Genomic DNA, 16,377 nt, shown 5'->3' on the forward strand with positions numbered 1-16,377 from the left:
AATTGAACTAATTTGCCCGTTAATAAGGGATGAAAAAGGTGTGAATTTTCACACCTTTATTATATTTGAGAGAGGAATTTACATAAATATGAAATTAGCAATTTCTTATAATGAGATGGTAAAAGAATTTTTAGGAAAAGTAGAAGGAAGTATTAAAATACCTAAAGATGTTCAAGGAACAGAATTTGGGGTAAAAAGAAAAACTGAACTATTTCCAAATTTGACTCACATTGTAGATTTAATAGGAGCGACTGCAACGTGGTTATATCATATTTCTAAAGAAAAACATATTGTCGTGCTTTATCATGTAAGAGGAAGTTTATTTCCGATTACTATTGAAATTTCTAATTTTCTCTCCTATGAAAGTTTGAATTTACAGATTGAAGAGCAACTGGAACAAATTAAAGAAATGAATGAGGAAGAAATAGAAGAGTTTCAAAACGGTAATACATTATATGAAATGTCACCTATTATTATTGGTGAAACATATTATGAGCTACAAGACACGAATACATTACAATTTGTATTCAGTAAAAATATGCAAAGCGTAGAAATAATATTTAATAGTGTTAATTGGAAAGAGACAACGATTACTCGTTATGCACAACAAATACAAGGTGTTTTAATCAATACATTAAAAAATAATAATAATTATATAAATGATTTTAATGTTATTACAGAGGCCGAGATGGCACTTTATAGTCAAGTGAATGATACGACAGCAGTATATCCTGAGAAAAGTATCGTCGATATGTTCTATAATACTGTTACTCAATTTCCAAATCGTATAGCTTTATCTTCAAGGGAAGGTACTTTAACTTATGAGGAGCTAAATAAAAAAAGTAATCAAATAGCTCATATGTTAATTAAAAACGGCGTCCAATTAGGAGACTATGTTGGAATATTTATGAAACGTAGCATAGACACAGTAGTAAGTATGGTAGCTATATTAAAAGCTGGTGCAGCGTATATTCCGATTGATCCAGATTATCCGGAAAGTAGAATACAGTACATTATTCAAGATAGCCAAGCGAAAGTTATATTGATGAAAGAGACGCCTATAACATGTGATGGGGTTCAAACAGTTTCAATGTATGATAGTGAAACTTGTGAAGATATAGATGTAAAGTTGTCTATTCATTGTGATGATGTAGCTTATATGATTTATACATCTGGTTCAACAGGGAATCCAAAGGGAACGATGTTAGCACATAGAGGCGTTGTTAATCTGTACATTTGGATGCAAAAGCAATATGAATTGACAGAAGAGGATGTATTTGCCCAATTTCCTTCCTTTAGTTTCGATGCTTCTGTATGGGAGTCATTTGCTTCTTTATTCTGTGGAGGAAATTTGTATGTATTATTAGAGGAAGAGCGATTGTCTGTAGAAGCATTTGCACATGCAATCTATAAAGTGAAAGCAACTTCGATCTTGGCATTAGCAACAATTTTTGTTCGACAAGTAGCAACTTATTTAGCAGAAGAAGATATATATAAGCTAGCTTCCCTAAAAAGAATTGCGATTGGCGGTGAAATGTTGCCTGTAGAGGTTATTAAATTGTGGAGAGAAAGAATAGGTACAAATGTTGAAATTCATAATGTATACGGACCGACAGAATGTACAGTAGTGACGACAACTTATAAAATACCTAGTCAGTTAAATGAGGATGTTGCGAGTATTCCCATTGGTAAACCATGTTCTAATTATCAAGTTATGATTTTGGATGAGAATATGAATCTTTGTCCAATTGGTGTACCTGGTGAATTATATATAGATTCAGTAGGATTAGCAAAAGGGTATTTTAATAAACCTAATAAAACAATTGAAGCTTTTATTCCGAACCCTTTTAATCCTATAGTTAGTATATATAAAACAGGTGATATTGTTAAGTTGCTAGAGGATGGAAATATAGAGTTTTTACATCGGAAAGATGATCAAGTAAAAATTAGAGGACATCGTATTGAACTAGGAGAAATCCAAAGTAAAATTTCTCAAAATCATAATATAAAAGAAAATGCTGTTTTTGCTAAGAAGAGTAAGGAAGGTAGCCAATATTTAATCGCGTTCTATACAACTTTAAATAAAAAAGAAATACCAGAATTAGTTTATCAGTTACAAGAGCAATTACCAGATTATATGGTGCCATCTAAACTAATTTATATTAATGAATTACCACTTACACCTAATAAAAAGATTGATGTTAAGAAGTTAGCTCAGTTAGAAGAAAAGTATGAACCGGTTCGTCTACAAGAATATGTTGCACCTTCTAATAAAGCAGAAAAACAAATAGCGAACGCTTGGGCGGAAGTATTAGGAATTTCAAAAGTTGGAGTGCATGATGATTTCTTTACAATTGGTGGACATTCATTGAAAGTATTACGAGTCTTAACATTGTTAAAAGAAGATTTCTCACATTTAACAATTCAAGATTTCTTTAAAGAAAGAACGATATATGGATTAGCTCGAATTGAGCGAGAAGTAAAAGTAGAGAAAGAAGAAGTATTTCGTGAATATAAAGTGATTCACGAACCGGATACTATTACGTATGCAAACGTTTTGGAAGAAACCCAGATTTCAAATGTCTTTTTAACAGGAGCTACTGGTTATTTAGGATCACACATATTATATGAATTGCTGAGAGATACATCTGCTACTATTTATTGTTTAGTAAGACCAACCAAAGATGTGCAGCAAAGAATTATAGATACATTAACAGGCTACTTTAGTGATATATGTGAAGAATGGTTACAGCGTATACAGGCCGTAGCTGGTGATCTGGGGGAAGAGTATCTTGGGATGAGCGAAGAAGAATTTATGTTCATCAGTTCTAAGATGGATACGATAATTCATTGCGGTGCAGATGTAAGACATTTTGGAGATGTAAAACAATTTGAAAATATAAATGTCCAAGGAACTAGCCGTATGCTAGCATTAGCGGAGAAAGGTGCTACATTCCATTTTATTTCTACAATTGGTATCCCGTTAGAATTAGCGGTAGATCAATGGGATACATACATGAAAACTGGTGATTTTAATTACAGTGTAGACTTAGAGAATGTATATTCAAATAGTAAACTACAAGCGGAAAACATTGTTCGTGAAGCAATGAAAAATGGTTTGCGCGGAAATATTTATCGTGCAGGTAATTTAGCATGTCATTCAGAAACAGGTTCGTTCCAACAAAATATTGAAGGAAACGCATTTTATCGTCTTATTAAAACAATGCTATTAATTGGAAAAGCACCAAATGTGAAGTGGAAAGTTGATTTCACACCAATTGATTTTGCTAGTAAATCAATTGTAACGTATGTACAAGATTCACAAATAGATGGAGAAACATTGCACATCTGTCATCCACATCAAATTGAGTTTGAACAATTTATACAGCTAATTGGAGAGTGTGGATACAATCTTGAACTGGTTACACTTTCAGAATATGAAAATGCCGGACTTGAATTAGCAAAGGGAAATGAAGTAATAGCAGAGTTAATTGCTTCTCAAGTTGCAGGAGATGGAGCGCAGCAATCTGAAATTGTAATGGGTACGCGTAGAACGAATGAATGGATTAAGAAAAAAGAATTGAAAGTACCAGCAATTAATAAAGAATTTATACAGCAGTTATTAGCTCATGGTGAAAAAGTTGGTTATTTTCCAAAAATAATGAAATGATTATGCATGCTTTTGTTTGTTCAATAAAATAAATCATGCTACAATGAAAACGAATTAAGGACCGGGGAGCCAATTGGCTGAGAGGATGTAAGTAAACATCGACCCTCAACCTGATCTGGATAATGCCAGCGTAGGGAGTTACTTAAAGTGATGTAGCATATGTTATTCTATAATAACTTGCATACAAGGCTTTCCTACGCAGTAGGAAAGCCTTTTCTTATTTTTGAAATTTAATTTTATAAGGGGGATTTTATTATGTCACAACAAGTTACAATGTCATTTTCAGTAGTACCACAAGCGAAAACGAAAGATGTATATTCTGTTGTCGATAAAGCAATTGAAGTTGTGCAACAATCGGGAGTTCGTTATGAAGTAGGGGCAATGGAAACAACTTTGGAAGGAGAATTAGATGTACTTCTTGATGTCGTTAAACGTGCACAACAAGCTTGCGTCGATGCTGGAGCAGAAGAAGTGATTACTTCTATTAAAATCCATTATCGTCCAAGCACTGGTGTAACGATAGATGAAAAGGTTTGGAAGTACCGTGATGAATATGCAAAACCAGAAGCAATCTAAACTTATTACAACTATTTGGCTTATCCTTCTCATTGCGATATGGGAAGGATCTGTTTCATTATTTAAAATCGAACCGTGGATTTTACCAAAGCCTTCTGCCATTGTTCAAGAATTAATTGGGATGAAAGATTTACTATTACCAAATACGATGCAAACACTGCAGGAAGTTATAATTGGACTATTCTTTGCAATTTTATTGGGGACGAGCATCGCAATTATTATGGACGTTATACCGTTATTTCGTATTTTAATAAATCCATTGCTCGTTATTTCGCAAACAATTCCAATTGTTGTACTTGCACCACTATTTATTATTTGGTTTGGATATGGGATGTTGCCGAAAGTAATGGTCGTAATACTCGTTTGTTTCTTCCCAATTGCGCTTAGTATTTTAGAAGGTTTTCAAACAGTAGATAAAAACATGTTGAAGCTGTTACAAACAATGAAGGCGACGAAATGGCAAGTTTACCAGAAAGTAAAATTTCCAGCAGTGCTTCCATACTTTTTCTCAGGCTTAAAAATTGCAGTTACATATAGCGTAATGGGGGCAATTATCGGAGAATGGCTCGGTGCAAGTGAAGGATTAGGCGTTATGCTTACGAGGGCTACAAAATCATTTTTGACTGCTCGAGTATTTGGTGTTGCAGCAATCATCGTTATGGTGACATTGTGCCTGTATTTTATCGTAGAGTTTATGGCAAGAATAACAGCACCATGGATATATAGAAAGGACGGCAGAAAATGAAAAAAGGTTTGAAAGTTATGTTAGCTGCCTTATTAGCGGTAGGTGTGGCTGGATGTAATCCGGCGAAGAAAGAAGAAAGTGCAAGTAAAGATCAAAAAGTAAAAGTAGTATTAGATTGGTTTCCAAATACGAATCATACTGGCTTATATGTAGCACAAACGAAAGATTATTACAAAAAGCAAGGATTAGATGTAGAAATTATTCAACCGGGTGACAATGTAACAGCAGAGCAAATGATAGCATCAGGAAAAGCAGACTTCGCAATAAGCGCACAAGAAAATGTAACATTAGCTCGTGTGGAAGGAATTCCTGTTGTATCTGTAGGAGCGATTATTCAGCATAACACTTCAGCGTTTGCATCGCTTAAGAAAGATAATATGACGTCACCGAAAGATTTTGAAGGTAAACGTTATGGCGGCTGGGGAGGACCAGCGGAAGAAGCGACATTAAAGACGATTATGGATAAGCATCAAGCTGATTTTAATAAAGTTGAAAAAATCATCTTAGGACAAACCGATTTCTTTAAATCAATCGGCCGTGATGCAGACTTTGAATGGATTTATTACGGATGGGATGGAATTGAAGCGAAGCGCCAAGGAAAAGAGTTAAATACGATTATGGTGAAAGACTTAGACCCAGCGCTTGATTTCTATAGTCCTGTTATTATTACGAGTGAAAAACATACGAAGCAAGATAAAGACTTTGTGAAAAAGTTTATGAGTGCAACAACAGAAGGTTATAATTTTGCAATTAAGGAACCGAAAGAAGCTGCTGATATTCTAATTAAAGCTGTTCCAGATGTAAATAAAGATTTAGTTCAAGAAAGCCAGAAATGGTTAAGTACGAAGTATCAAGATGATGCGAAAGCATGGGGTGTACAGAAGGAAGGAATTTGGACGAATTACATGAATTTCTTATATGACAACAAAGTTATTAAAAAGAAAATCGATGTAAAAGATGCTTTTACAAATGAATTCCTTCCAAGTGAAAAATGAGCGGATTACAAATAAAAAATATAGTGAAATCTTTCGACGGAAAGAATGTATTAGAGAATATTAGTGCCTCTATACAAGAGGGAGAGTTTGTTTCCTTTGTAGGACCGAGTGGTTGCGGGAAAAGCACATTATTAAACATGATTGCAAATGTTGAAAAACCAACAAGCGGGAACGTAACGTATAAAGATAAGCAAGTACAAGAGCAAGATGTTGTTAGTTATATGCCACAACAAGATTTATTACTACCGTGGCGATCAGCTTTGCAAAATATCGTTCTTCCGTTAGAAATTGAAGGAAAGCCGAAAAAACAAAGGCTGACAGAAGGAATGGAAGCATTAAAGCAGTTCGAACTAGATGAATATGCAGACCATTATCCAGATGAATTGTCTGGTGGTATGCGTCAAAGAATTAGTTTTCTGCGCACATATTTATGTGAAAAGCCAATTATGCTGCTTGATGAGCCTTTTGGAAAGTTAGATGCATTTACAAAAATGGAAGTACATAGCTGGCTTTTAAACTCTTGGCATCAAGAGAAGCAAACAATCGTTATGGTTACACATGACTTAGATGAGGCAATCTTGCTTTCAGATCGCGTATTTATTTTATCTCAAAGACCAGCGTCAATTGTTGGCGAGGTACAAGTGAAATTACCTAGACCGAGAACGATGGATATGTTAACATCACTCGAATTAAAAAAGGATAAAGAAGAGATTTTAAGTGTGTTAGCTCCTTATATGAAAAAATAGAAAAAGCCTTTTAACAGTTGTTAGTATAATTACTGTTAAGAGGCTTTTTTTAGAATATGAAAAGATGGAGAAGGAACAAAAGGGAAAATAGAGAATAGAATATAACAGAGTAGTTTATACTCTTAATATAACAAATGTTAAAGGAGTGAAAGGATAAAATGACTTTATCAACTGTTCTTCAAATGGTTTTAGCTTGATATGGGAGAAGTCTGCCCATTTTTTAAGATTAAGCTAAATTGAAGACAGCAGGTAAAGAACCTTAATCCTTTTTTACGATAATATGTAATGGGTAAGGTGTATTCACCTTACCCATTTTTATATGCATAATTAAATAAGGATTCATACTGTTGGTCTCTCTATTTAGCTTATGGACGATAAGTAAAGGAGAGAAAAAAATGAGTATATTAACAGTAGAAAATTTAAGTCATTCGTATGGTGAGAAAACCATCTTATATAATGCATGCTTTCGATTATTAAAGGGGGAGCATGTTGGGTTAGTAGGGAAAAATGGGATTGGAAAATCAACACTGCTAAGAATTTTAACAGGAGAACTTATACATGATGATGGGAACATTGAATGGTTTCCACATGTAAAGGTTGGATTTTTGCAGCAGCATATAGATTTACAAGAAGGAATAACAATTGCAGGATACTTGCAAAGTGCATTTTCTAACTTGTATGCGATTGAATATGAAATGTTAAAAATTGCAGAAGAGATGGCTGAAGCAGTAGAAGTAGAAAAATTGTTAGTAAGGTATGGAGAGTTACAAACTATATTGGAAAACTCTAATTTCTATCAAATTCATACAGAAATTGAAGAAGTGGCAATTGGTTTAGGGCTGTTTGAAATAGGATTGGAAAAGGATGTTTCAAAGTTAAGTGGAGGACAGCGGACAAAGTTATTACTAGGAAAGCTTCTTCTAGAAAAAGCTGATGTTTTATTGCTAGATGAACCAACGAACTATTTAGATACAGCACATATAGAATGGTTGCAATCGTACTTGAAACTGTACGAAAAAGCTTATATTATCATTTCGCATGATGAAGTATTTTTGAACAATATTACGAATGTCATTTACCATCTAGAAGAACGAAAAGTTAAGCGATATGTAGGGGATTATGAAAAGTTTTTACAAAGTTACCAAGTACAAAGGAAACAATTACAATCGGCGTATGTGAAACAACAAAAAGAAATTGCTCAGTTAGAAACATTTATTCAAAAAAATAAGATTCGAAAAGCAAAACAGGCAAAAAGTCGAGAGAAAGTATTGGAGAAAATGCAAAGGGTTGAAAAGGTTAATAATATACCTCGGTCCCGTTTTGCTTTTACTGTTTATAATGAACCAGTAAGTCGTATATTACAGGCTGAGAAACTAAGAGTGGGTTATAGTGAGCCGTTATTTCCAGGCTTGAATTTACAAGTGAAAAAAGGAGAAAAGATAGCTGTTGTTGGTCATAACGGTATTGGAAAAACGACAATGTTAAAGACGTTATTAGGTCAAATAAAGCCGCTAAGCGGTTCAATTTTTGTTGGGGAACGAGTAAATCCTGCTTATTTTGCACAGGAAGAGTTTGCTTCAGAAATAACACCGTTAGAGAAAGTTTGGGCAGAACGACCAGATATGACAAAGAAAGAAGTGCGCCAAGTATTAGCGAAGTGTGGATTGAAAGAAGAACACGTATTAAAACCTATTCGTTTATTAAGCGGTGGAGAGCAAACGAAAGTGCGTTTATGTGAACTTATCGTAACGAAAAGCAATGTTTTAATTTTAGACGAACCGACTAATCATTTGGATGTAGAAACTAAGATGGCTTTAAAAGAAGCGTTACAACAATATAAAGGAACGGTTTTAATTGTCTCACATGAACCTTCTTTCTATGAATCGTGGATAACAAAAGTATGGAATATAGAAGAGTGGAATGCTGAACAATATGAATAAAGAAAAGACATTAGCTTTTATGAGCTAATGTCTTTTCTTTGTGATTAACATGATTTTCGAGAACTCTTACATGAGAATTGTATGAAGAAGCACTCTTATGGTGCGCTTATAAGCGTGCTTTTTCTTTTGTTATATTTATAATAATACGAAAGCCTTTCCCTAACAGGTGACTATCTTTCTTTATATATATAGATAGTTCAAAGTGGAATGAAAATAATTCCTATATGTAAAGAATAATGTGGATATTATAGGAAGACAATAGAAATTAAAGGAAATTCATGTAAAATTCAAATTAACTTCATATCAACTTCATATTAGAAATTAATTATAATAGGTTATTGTGATGATTTTTATTTTTCATAAAATTAAAAGTTTGAATTTAGGAGGTATTGCTCAAACCTAAATTCAAACTTTAGTGAAATAATTAATGGATATTACGTCTAGTTTTCGCTAATGACGGCATTTAAAAGTTCGGCAGGATTACCCGTTCCTGCACCACCAATTGTAATTGATCCACCAGGAGGAATTTCGCCATTCCATCCTGCGTTCGTAATTACATAATGATTATTTGTTTTACTACTAATTTTAGAATCCCAAACTTGTGTTAAATTGCCGCTATAATCAAATTCTAATTTCCAATTTTTAATAGGAATCGTTCCGTTATTTTTAATTATAATCGAGAAGTTATAACCGCTTCCCCAATTCGAAGTGACTGAAAATGTAGCAGTGCCATTTCCATCAGGAGGTGTTGTATTAGCTTCATCCGTTTTGACAGTAAGAGCGGTAGGGTGTGATTTATTTCCAGAAGCATCTTTGGCAATTACTGAAAATGTGTATTCCGTATTAGGTTTTAAGTTTTTAATTGTAATGCTATTTGTTGTTGCACTCCATTTTTCTTCTCCGGCAGTAATTTCGTATTCAGTAACGCCTACGTTATCAGTGGATGCAGTCCAGCTTAATTGAACTGAGCTTGAAGTTTTATTCGTAACTATAATGTTTTTAACATTCGTTGGTGGCTCAGTATCTTTTTGGTTAATAGGTCCACCAAGTAATTCTTTTACTAGCGTATCAAGTAATTTTGGACCACTACAACTATATTTTGGACTTGTACGGCAATCTCCGCTTAGTTCCCAAAACATTGCTCCACTTAAACCTTTCGTCTTTATATAGTCTGTTTTATATTTCATAGATTCATTGTCATCGTAGCTAATAAATGTGCCTGTAGTTGCATTATATAAATAAGGTACTTTAGCTGTGTCATTCCAGTAGCGTACAAAACCATTTTTATTAACGTAATTGGCTGTTAAATCACCGTAATCATACACACCTGTGTCACCGGTAGAATAATCATCCCAAGTACCTTTAGAAGCAAGTTTCCCATCACTACCTGGTTTGCAAGGTTGATATTGTCCGTTATTTTCTTTTCCACAACTTTTCCAGCCACGTCCGTAAAAAGGTACGCCTAATACTAGTTTATCCACTGGAACACCTTCATTGGTATAAACGTCTATAGCACCATCTACGTAAAAATTCGTATTTGCTGCTGGGTCATTTGGATCCTTATATAGAGCTGCATTATGATTAGAAGTAGCTTCCCATCCACCGTGGAAATCATATGTCATAATATTAATCCAATCGAGTATTTGAGAAATTTTCTTTAGCTCTGTATGATCAGCGTAGCGTTGACTTGCACCTGACGCGATTGTTAGTAAATATTGTTTGCCATCTTCAGCACCTGCTTTATTCAAAGCATTTCGGACGTCTTGAAGAAGAAGAGTGAAATTTTGTTTATCTTCAGGACGATAACTACCACCAGGAATTGTTTCAACGCCCGGATATTCCCAGTCTAAATCTACGCCATCAAATCCATATGCGCGAAGAAAAGCTACTGTAGATTCGGCAAATACTTTTCTTGTCTTTTCATCAGCGGCCATATCAGAAAAGCGGTTAGACCAAGTCCAGCCACCAACGGAAATTATTGTTTTTAAATGAGGATATTTAGCTTTTAATCGTTTTAGTTCTCCGAAATTTCCGCAACGGGCATATTTATCGCAATCTTCCCAAGTTGTACCTGAGCCAGGATACGATTTGGTAACATCAGCCCATGGTTCACCGAGTACGAGAGTACCATTAGGAACCTCTTTATTTTGCAATGGTACACCAGATTCTTTACAGTTCCACGTTTGTTTATTTGGATTATCCGGATGGGTAGAAGGATTTCCATGTTTTCCATTCCAACAAATATCCGCGAAAGCATAGTTAAGGTGAGTAAGTTTTGATGCATCAATGTCAGCAACTTGATAATTACGTCCGTAAACGCCCCACGAAGGAAAGTACCCAACAATTTTTTGACTTTGCTTTGGTGAATCTGCTAATGCGAGATTTGGAGTAATAAAATTTGTGAGAAAAAGAGGTAAGAAAAGTAGTAGAGATAGTAATAGCAGTGTGAATTTTTGAGACCTCATAGCCATTTCTCCTTTCAAAATAAAAGATATATTTAAAGGCATACGCCAATAAATCAAAATGAATCTAGACGTATGAAACGTCTAGATAAAATGATCAGACATCACGAAGTCTATACAAGGGAGCTGGGGGTGATTAAATCGTAACAAATGTAAGATTTAGTGTAAACGCTTTATTAAGTTGAAAAAGACTTTCTCAATATAAAAAGGCTTGAATACAAACTATATATGAAAACGAAAGGTCGGTATGGGAGGAAATAGCTCATTATAAATAAATTTGAGAAAAAATTGTATGGAGCCAATTATTAAAGACGTAGAAAGATAAGGAAATATCATGTAAAATAATAGTAAAAATATGTAAAGGAGGGAATAGTGTGGATGTGTTTTTGAACATTGCTGAAGAAAAAATTCGCCAAGCAATACGGAATGGTGATCTTGATTATCTTCCGGGAAAAGGAAAACCACTACAATTAGAAGATTTTTCAATGGTACCTCCAGAACTTAGAATGAGTTATAAAATTTTAAAAAATGCGGGAATGATTCCACCAGAGATGGAACTACAAAAAGATATATTAAAAATAGAGGATCTAATTGCCTGCTGTTATGATGAAGAAGAGAGAAAGAAATTACGAGAAGAGTTAACAATAAAAACGTTACGTTTTCAGCAGGTAATGGAAAAGAGAAAGATTAAAGATAGTTCAGCTTTTCGTATGTATCAAGACAAAGTATTTCGTAAATTACGCTAAGAGGGATAAGATGACTACATTTAAAACGATAGAAGAAATAGCGACCTATATCGAAGAACAACAATTGGTACTTCTGTTTATTAAAACGGAAAATTGTGGTGTTTGTGATGTTATGCTAAGAAAAGTAAATTGCGTATTAGAGAATTATGATTACGTAGAGAAAATAGAGATATTACTACAAGACATGCAAGAGATTGCGGGGCGATATGCCGTATTTACAGGACCGACAATTTTATTATTTTATAATGGAAAAGAGATCCTTCGAGAATCGCGCTTCATTTCACTTGAAAATCTAGAGAGAACCATTCAATTATTCGAGGAATAAGGGAGGCTTTTATATGGAATTTATTATCGTCATACTATTATTTGTTGTAGTTGGAATAATCGTAACAGCAGTTCGATCGAACAAAAAGAAGGTAAATCTTACAAAACAAAATAACATTCATAATTCATCTAACAGCTCATCACCATTATTTTTCTTTGCTGGATCTGATAATGATAGCTCGCATGATGGCGGTTCACATGATTGTGGAGGGTCTTTTGGGGGAGATAGCGGGGGAAGCTGCGGTGGTGGTGATTGATGAAAATGCGCCTTATATAGGCGTATTTCTTTTTAAACAAACGTTTGATTAGTTGGCTTACATATGCATAAACACAGTTAAACAAACGTTTGATTAATATTTTTAACATACTAAGGGGAATGGAAATGAAAAGGGAACCGAGAGTGAAAAATAAGGGGAAAGTAGTGTTATTTTTATTAGCTGCGGGAGGCGTATTTCTTGTTAAATTAACATTTAAATTTGGAACAATACATATGATTCGAACTTGGTTTGAAAGTACATTTTCTTAAATAAGGAATATAGCCTCTTGCGATAGAGGTTTTTGATTTGTTATTATTAGACTGAACGGTCGGTTTAAAGAGGTGTGAATATGAGAAGAAGCGCAGAAGAGATAAAGAAAGAAATTGCATATAAAGCAGAAAGTCTATTTTCACAGAAGGGCTACGCAGCTACATCTATGGAAGAGATTTGTGAAATTACAGAGCGAAGTAAAGGAAGTATTTATTATCACTTTAAAAGTAAAGAAGAATTATTTTTATTTGTAGTGAAACAGCATACGTATGATTGGGTTGAAAAATGGAATGAAAAAGAGAAGTTGTATAGTACTAGTACTGAAAAACTATATGGTCTCGCGGAATATCATGTAGAGGACATACAGCAACCAATTTCAAATGCAATAGAGGAATTCTCTATGAGCCAAGTTGTAAGTAAAGAGATTCTGGATGAACTGTTAGCTTTAACTAGAGAATCATATGTTATGTTTGAGAAATTAATTGAAGCAGGTATACAGTCTGGAGAGTTCCGTGAAGATAATACTCGTGATCTTATGTATATTGTGAACGGATTATTATCAGGGCTTGGAGTACTTTACTACGAGTTAGATTATAAAGAGCTGAAACGTATTTATAAAAAGGCAATAGATGTATTGTTAAAAGGAATGGCAGCTGAATAATAAGTCAGTTGCTTTTCTTACAAAACAAATTAGACCGAACGGTCGGTTTATGGAAGGGGAATGAAAGTGAAAGCTTTATTTAAAAACCGAGCATTTATGCTCGTTATGGCATCTGATATTTTACAACAATTTGCAATTTGGATCAGAAATATGGCTCTTTTATATTTCATAATGGAGCGGACAAATAATGATCCAGTTTCAGTGTCTCTATTATCTGTCATGGAGTATGCACCTATCTTTATTTTCTCGTTCATTGGTGGTGCATTAGCAGATCGCTGGAATCCGAAAAGAACAATGGTCGCTGGAGATGTGTTGAGTGTACTGTCTATTATAGGAATTGTCCTGTTGTTAAAGCTGGATTATTGGCAGGCTATATTTTTTGCAACACTCATTTCCGCGATTGTAGGTCAGTTTTCTCAGCCCTCATCTTCGCGTATATTTAAGCGCTATGTAAAAGAAGAAGAGGTAGCAAATGCGATTGCATTTAACCAAACATTACAGTCATTATTTCTAATTTTTGGGCCAGTGGTAGGATCGCTTGTGTATACACAACTTGGTTTATTTACGTCACTATATAGCTTAATCATTTTATTTTTGTTATCTGCTATCGCCCTTTCATTTTTACCAAAATGGGTTGAAAAAGAGAAAGTGGCAAGAGATTCATTAAAAAATGATATAAAAGAAGGATGGAAATACGTTCTTCACACGAAAAATTTACGTATGATTACGATCACTTTTACTATTATGGGTTTAGCTGTTGGATTAACGAATCCATTAGAAGTATTCCTTGTAATTGAACGTTTAGGCATGGAAAAAGAAGCTGTTCAATATTTAGCAGCAGCTGATGGAATAGGTATGTTAATCGGTGGTATTGTTGCTGCAGTTTTCGCTTCAAAAGTGAATCCGAAAAAGATGTTCGTATTCGGTATGAGCATATTAGCGATGTCATTTTTAGTAGAAGGGCTATCTACATCATTTTGGATTACTAGTTTCATGAGATTTGGAACAGGTATTTGTTTAGCTTGTGTTAATATCGTTGTCGGTACGCTTATGATTCAACTTGTACCAGAAAATATGGTTGGAAGAGTAAACGGGACGATTTTACCACTGTTTATGGGGGCAATGCTAATTGGAACTTCACTAGCTGGAGGATTAAAGGAACTAACTTCACTAGTTATTGTGTTTTGTATAGCAATGGCACTTGTTTTATTAGCGATAGGGCCAGTTCTACGTATGCAAATAAAGAAAGAAGATGTCGTTAATAAAGAGAAACTAACAAATTCGTTAGCTTCGAAATAACTATTTTAAGGGAGCAAAATTGCTCCCTTTTTCTTTGAGGAACTTTTGACAACTATATGAGCCAATTATATACTGATGTTGTAAAAACGATTTTACAGGTTAGGAGCAATGGTGTGAAAAATCAAATCTATGAATTACGCACTGAAAATAATATTTCACAAGGCGCATTAGCTGATAAATGCAAGGTTTCTAGACAGACGATAAATGCAATTGAGAATAATAAATATGATCCAAGCTTAGCGTTAGCATTCCGTTTAGCTGAAGTATTAGGAACAACTGTTGATAAATTATTTTTGTACAAGCAGTAGAGTCGTTTATTATAAGGCGCACCGTTAAAAATAAAAAAGATCCTCTTCTCATGAGAAGAGGATCTTTTCTTATAGTGTTTTAGTCTTTGGACTAGTTGGTGTAACGGATGTATTATTTTCTGGAACTCTAGTTAATAAGAATCCACCGATAATAAACAGAACAATAATACTAAGAACACCAGCGTTTGTTTTTCCTGTTAATTGCGTTGTAACACCGACTAATACCGGGCCCATAATTGCGGCGAACTTACCAAAGATATTATAAAATCCGAAGAATTCATTAGCAGATTCTTTTGGTACTAGTTTTGCAAAGTATGAACGACTTAGTGCTTGAATACCACCTTGAGATGTAGCAACTAACATTGCTAAAATCCAAAAATCAAGTGTCGTTTTTAAGAAATAAGCATATATGCAAATGATGATATAAATAATGATACCGACATATAGCATTTTTTTACCTGTAAATGTTGCTGATAATTTTCCATATAATAAAGCAAATGGACAAGCGACAATTTGTGTTACAAATAATATGATTAATAGATTCGTTGCACTGATACCGAGATCTGTTCCGTAAGCGGTGGACATGGTAATAATTGTATCGACCCCATCAATATAGAAAAAGTAAGCGATTAGGAACATGAATACAGTTTTATATTCTTTAATATTTTTAAAAGTAGCAGCAAGGCGTTTGAAGCTCATTGTAATTGGTCTAGGGTGACGTTCAATATAGTGCTTTTGCTCTACGTTTTTTAGCATTGGAATCGTAAATAACCCCCACCAAAGAGCTGTTATCGCAAATGAAATTTGACTAGCAATACCAACAGATAAAGGGATAGTTCCTTTTTGAGAAAGAATAATAAGAGCGATACAACCGATGAAAGGAATAGTACTCCCAATATAGCCTAATGCGAAACCTCGCGTAGAAATTCGGTCCATTCTATCTTCAGAAGTGACATCTACTAAAAATGCATCATAAAAAATGTTTGCTCCAGCAAAACCGACTAAGGCGAGCATATAGCATCCTAATAATAAGTACCACTGAGATGTTGGAACGACTGCTAACATACTTGTAAATACGATACCGAGTCCAAAGAAGAATGTGAAAAATCGTTTTTTAAATCCTTTATAATCAGCAACTGTGCCGAGAATAGGAGCAAGTATAGAAATTAAAAGTGTAGCGAACGAGTTTGCATATCCCCAATATGCTGTTGAAGTTGCCCCGGATAGTCCAGCTTCTTTTGCAGCTGCTTTAAAGTAAATTGGAAATAATGCAGTTGTAATGACGAGCGAATATACCGAGTTCGCCCAATCGTATAATATCCAGCTTTTTTCTTGTCTGGACATTTTTTTCATATAATGTTCCCCCTTAAATTTGTTT

Annotated in this window: 15 protein-coding genes and 1 riboswitch; of the genes, 13 read left to right on the forward strand and 2 right to left on the reverse strand. The window is 34.3% G+C overall.

Annotation, left to right across the window (positions count from 1 at the left end):
• Positions 1–88: 88 nt before the first annotated feature.
• The 6 genes from BCG9842_RS02060 (at position 89) to BCG9842_RS02085 (ending at position 8,672) form a co-directional block, all read left to right on the forward strand.
• Complete coding sequence (locus BCG9842_RS02060; RefSeq protein ID WP_000761459.1) at positions 89–3,670, forward strand: non-ribosomal peptide synthetase; 3,582 nt, start codon at positions 89–91, stop codon at positions 3,668–3,670.
• A 52-nt stretch (positions 3,671–3,722) separates the two neighbouring features.
• Positions 3,723–3,824: riboswitch (TPP riboswitch) on the forward strand.
• Between the two features lie 101 nt (positions 3,825–3,925).
• Positions 3,926–4,246, forward strand: coding sequence for an MTH1187 family thiamine-binding protein (locus BCG9842_RS02065; protein ID WP_000082906.1), 321 nt, complete (start codon positions 3,926–3,928; stop codon positions 4,244–4,246).
• Positions 4,218–4,991: an ABC transporter permease gene (locus BCG9842_RS02070; RefSeq protein ID WP_001057166.1), complete on the forward strand. Its 774-nt coding sequence runs from the start codon at positions 4,218–4,220 to the stop codon at positions 4,989–4,991. The genes BCG9842_RS02065 and BCG9842_RS02070 overlap by 29 nt, the downstream gene beginning before the upstream one ends.
• The gene (locus BCG9842_RS02075) at positions 4,988–5,986 is read left to right on the forward strand and encodes an ABC transporter substrate-binding protein (protein WP_000715557.1); all 999 of its coding nucleotides are present in this window, start codon (positions 4,988–4,990) and stop codon (positions 5,984–5,986) included. Before BCG9842_RS02070 ends, BCG9842_RS02075 begins: the two co-directional genes overlap by 4 nt.
• Positions 5,983–6,732 (forward strand): ABC transporter ATP-binding protein, encoded by a 750-nt coding sequence (locus BCG9842_RS02080; protein WP_000016083.1) that lies wholly within the window; start codon positions 5,983–5,985, stop codon positions 6,730–6,732. Before BCG9842_RS02075 ends, BCG9842_RS02080 begins: the two co-directional genes overlap by 4 nt.
• 395 nt (positions 6,733–7,127) lie before the next feature.
• On the forward strand, positions 7,128–8,672 hold the full coding sequence (locus tag BCG9842_RS02085; protein ID WP_000025946.1) for an ABC-F family ATP-binding cassette domain-containing protein: 1,545 nt from the start codon (positions 7,128–7,130) through the stop codon (positions 8,670–8,672).
• Positions 8,673–9,112: 440 nt separating this feature from the next.
• On the opposite strand, the gene BCG9842_RS02090 is transcribed toward BCG9842_RS02085, so the two are convergent.
• The gene (locus BCG9842_RS02090; protein WP_001257483.1) at positions 9,113–11,137 is read right to left on the reverse strand and encodes a glycosyl hydrolase family 18 protein; all 2,025 of its coding nucleotides are present in this window, start codon (positions 11,135–11,137) and stop codon (positions 9,113–9,115) included.
• Positions 11,138–11,508: 371 nt separating this feature from the next.
• Here BCG9842_RS02090 and BCG9842_RS02095 point away from each other — a divergent pair, with 371 nt between their 5' ends.
• The 7 genes from BCG9842_RS02095 to BCG9842_RS02125 all read left to right on the forward strand — a co-directional run bounded on the left by BCG9842_RS02095 (position 11,509) and on the right by BCG9842_RS02125 (position 14,999).
• Entirely contained in the window at positions 11,509–11,880 is a 372-nt protein-coding gene (locus tag BCG9842_RS02095; RefSeq protein ID WP_000382370.1) for a J-domain-containing protein, read from the forward strand.
• 10 nt (positions 11,881–11,890) lie between these two features.
• Positions 11,891–12,205: a thioredoxin family protein gene (locus BCG9842_RS02100; RefSeq protein WP_000206513.1), complete on the forward strand. Its 315-nt coding sequence runs from the start codon at positions 11,891–11,893 to the stop codon at positions 12,203–12,205.
• A 13-nt stretch (positions 12,206–12,218) separates the two neighbouring features.
• The gene (locus BCG9842_RS02105) at positions 12,219–12,461 is read left to right on the forward strand and encodes a hypothetical protein (protein WP_000394363.1); all 243 of its coding nucleotides are present in this window, start codon (positions 12,219–12,221) and stop codon (positions 12,459–12,461) included.
• A 125-nt stretch (positions 12,462–12,586) separates the two neighbouring features.
• Entirely contained in the window at positions 12,587–12,730 is a 144-nt protein-coding gene (locus BCG9842_RS02110) for a hypothetical protein (RefSeq protein ID WP_000817987.1), read from the forward strand.
• An 80-nt stretch (positions 12,731–12,810) separates the two neighbouring features.
• On the forward strand, positions 12,811–13,392 hold the full coding sequence (locus BCG9842_RS02115; RefSeq protein ID WP_001254448.1) for a TetR/AcrR family transcriptional regulator: 582 nt from the start codon (positions 12,811–12,813) through the stop codon (positions 13,390–13,392).
• A gap of 66 nt (positions 13,393–13,458) precedes the next feature.
• On the forward strand, positions 13,459–14,691 hold the full coding sequence (locus BCG9842_RS02120) for an MFS transporter (protein ID WP_000645357.1): 1,233 nt from the start codon (positions 13,459–13,461) through the stop codon (positions 14,689–14,691).
• A 56-nt stretch (positions 14,692–14,747) separates the two neighbouring features.
• The gene (locus BCG9842_RS02125; protein WP_002023181.1) at positions 14,748–14,999 is read left to right on the forward strand and encodes a helix-turn-helix transcriptional regulator; all 252 of its coding nucleotides are present in this window, start codon (positions 14,748–14,750) and stop codon (positions 14,997–14,999) included.
• A gap of 69 nt (positions 15,000–15,068) precedes the next feature.
• Here the strand turns inward: BCG9842_RS02125 and BCG9842_RS02130 are convergent, their stop codons facing one another.
• Entirely contained in the window at positions 15,069–16,352 is a 1,284-nt protein-coding gene (locus BCG9842_RS02130) for an MFS transporter (RefSeq protein ID WP_000738826.1), read from the reverse strand.
• Positions 16,353–16,377: the final 25 nt, after the last annotated feature.

This window comes from Bacillus cereus G9842 (assembly GCF_000021305.1).
Lineage (GTDB): Bacteria > Bacillota > Bacilli > Bacillales > Bacillaceae_G > Bacillus_A > Bacillus_A thuringiensis_S.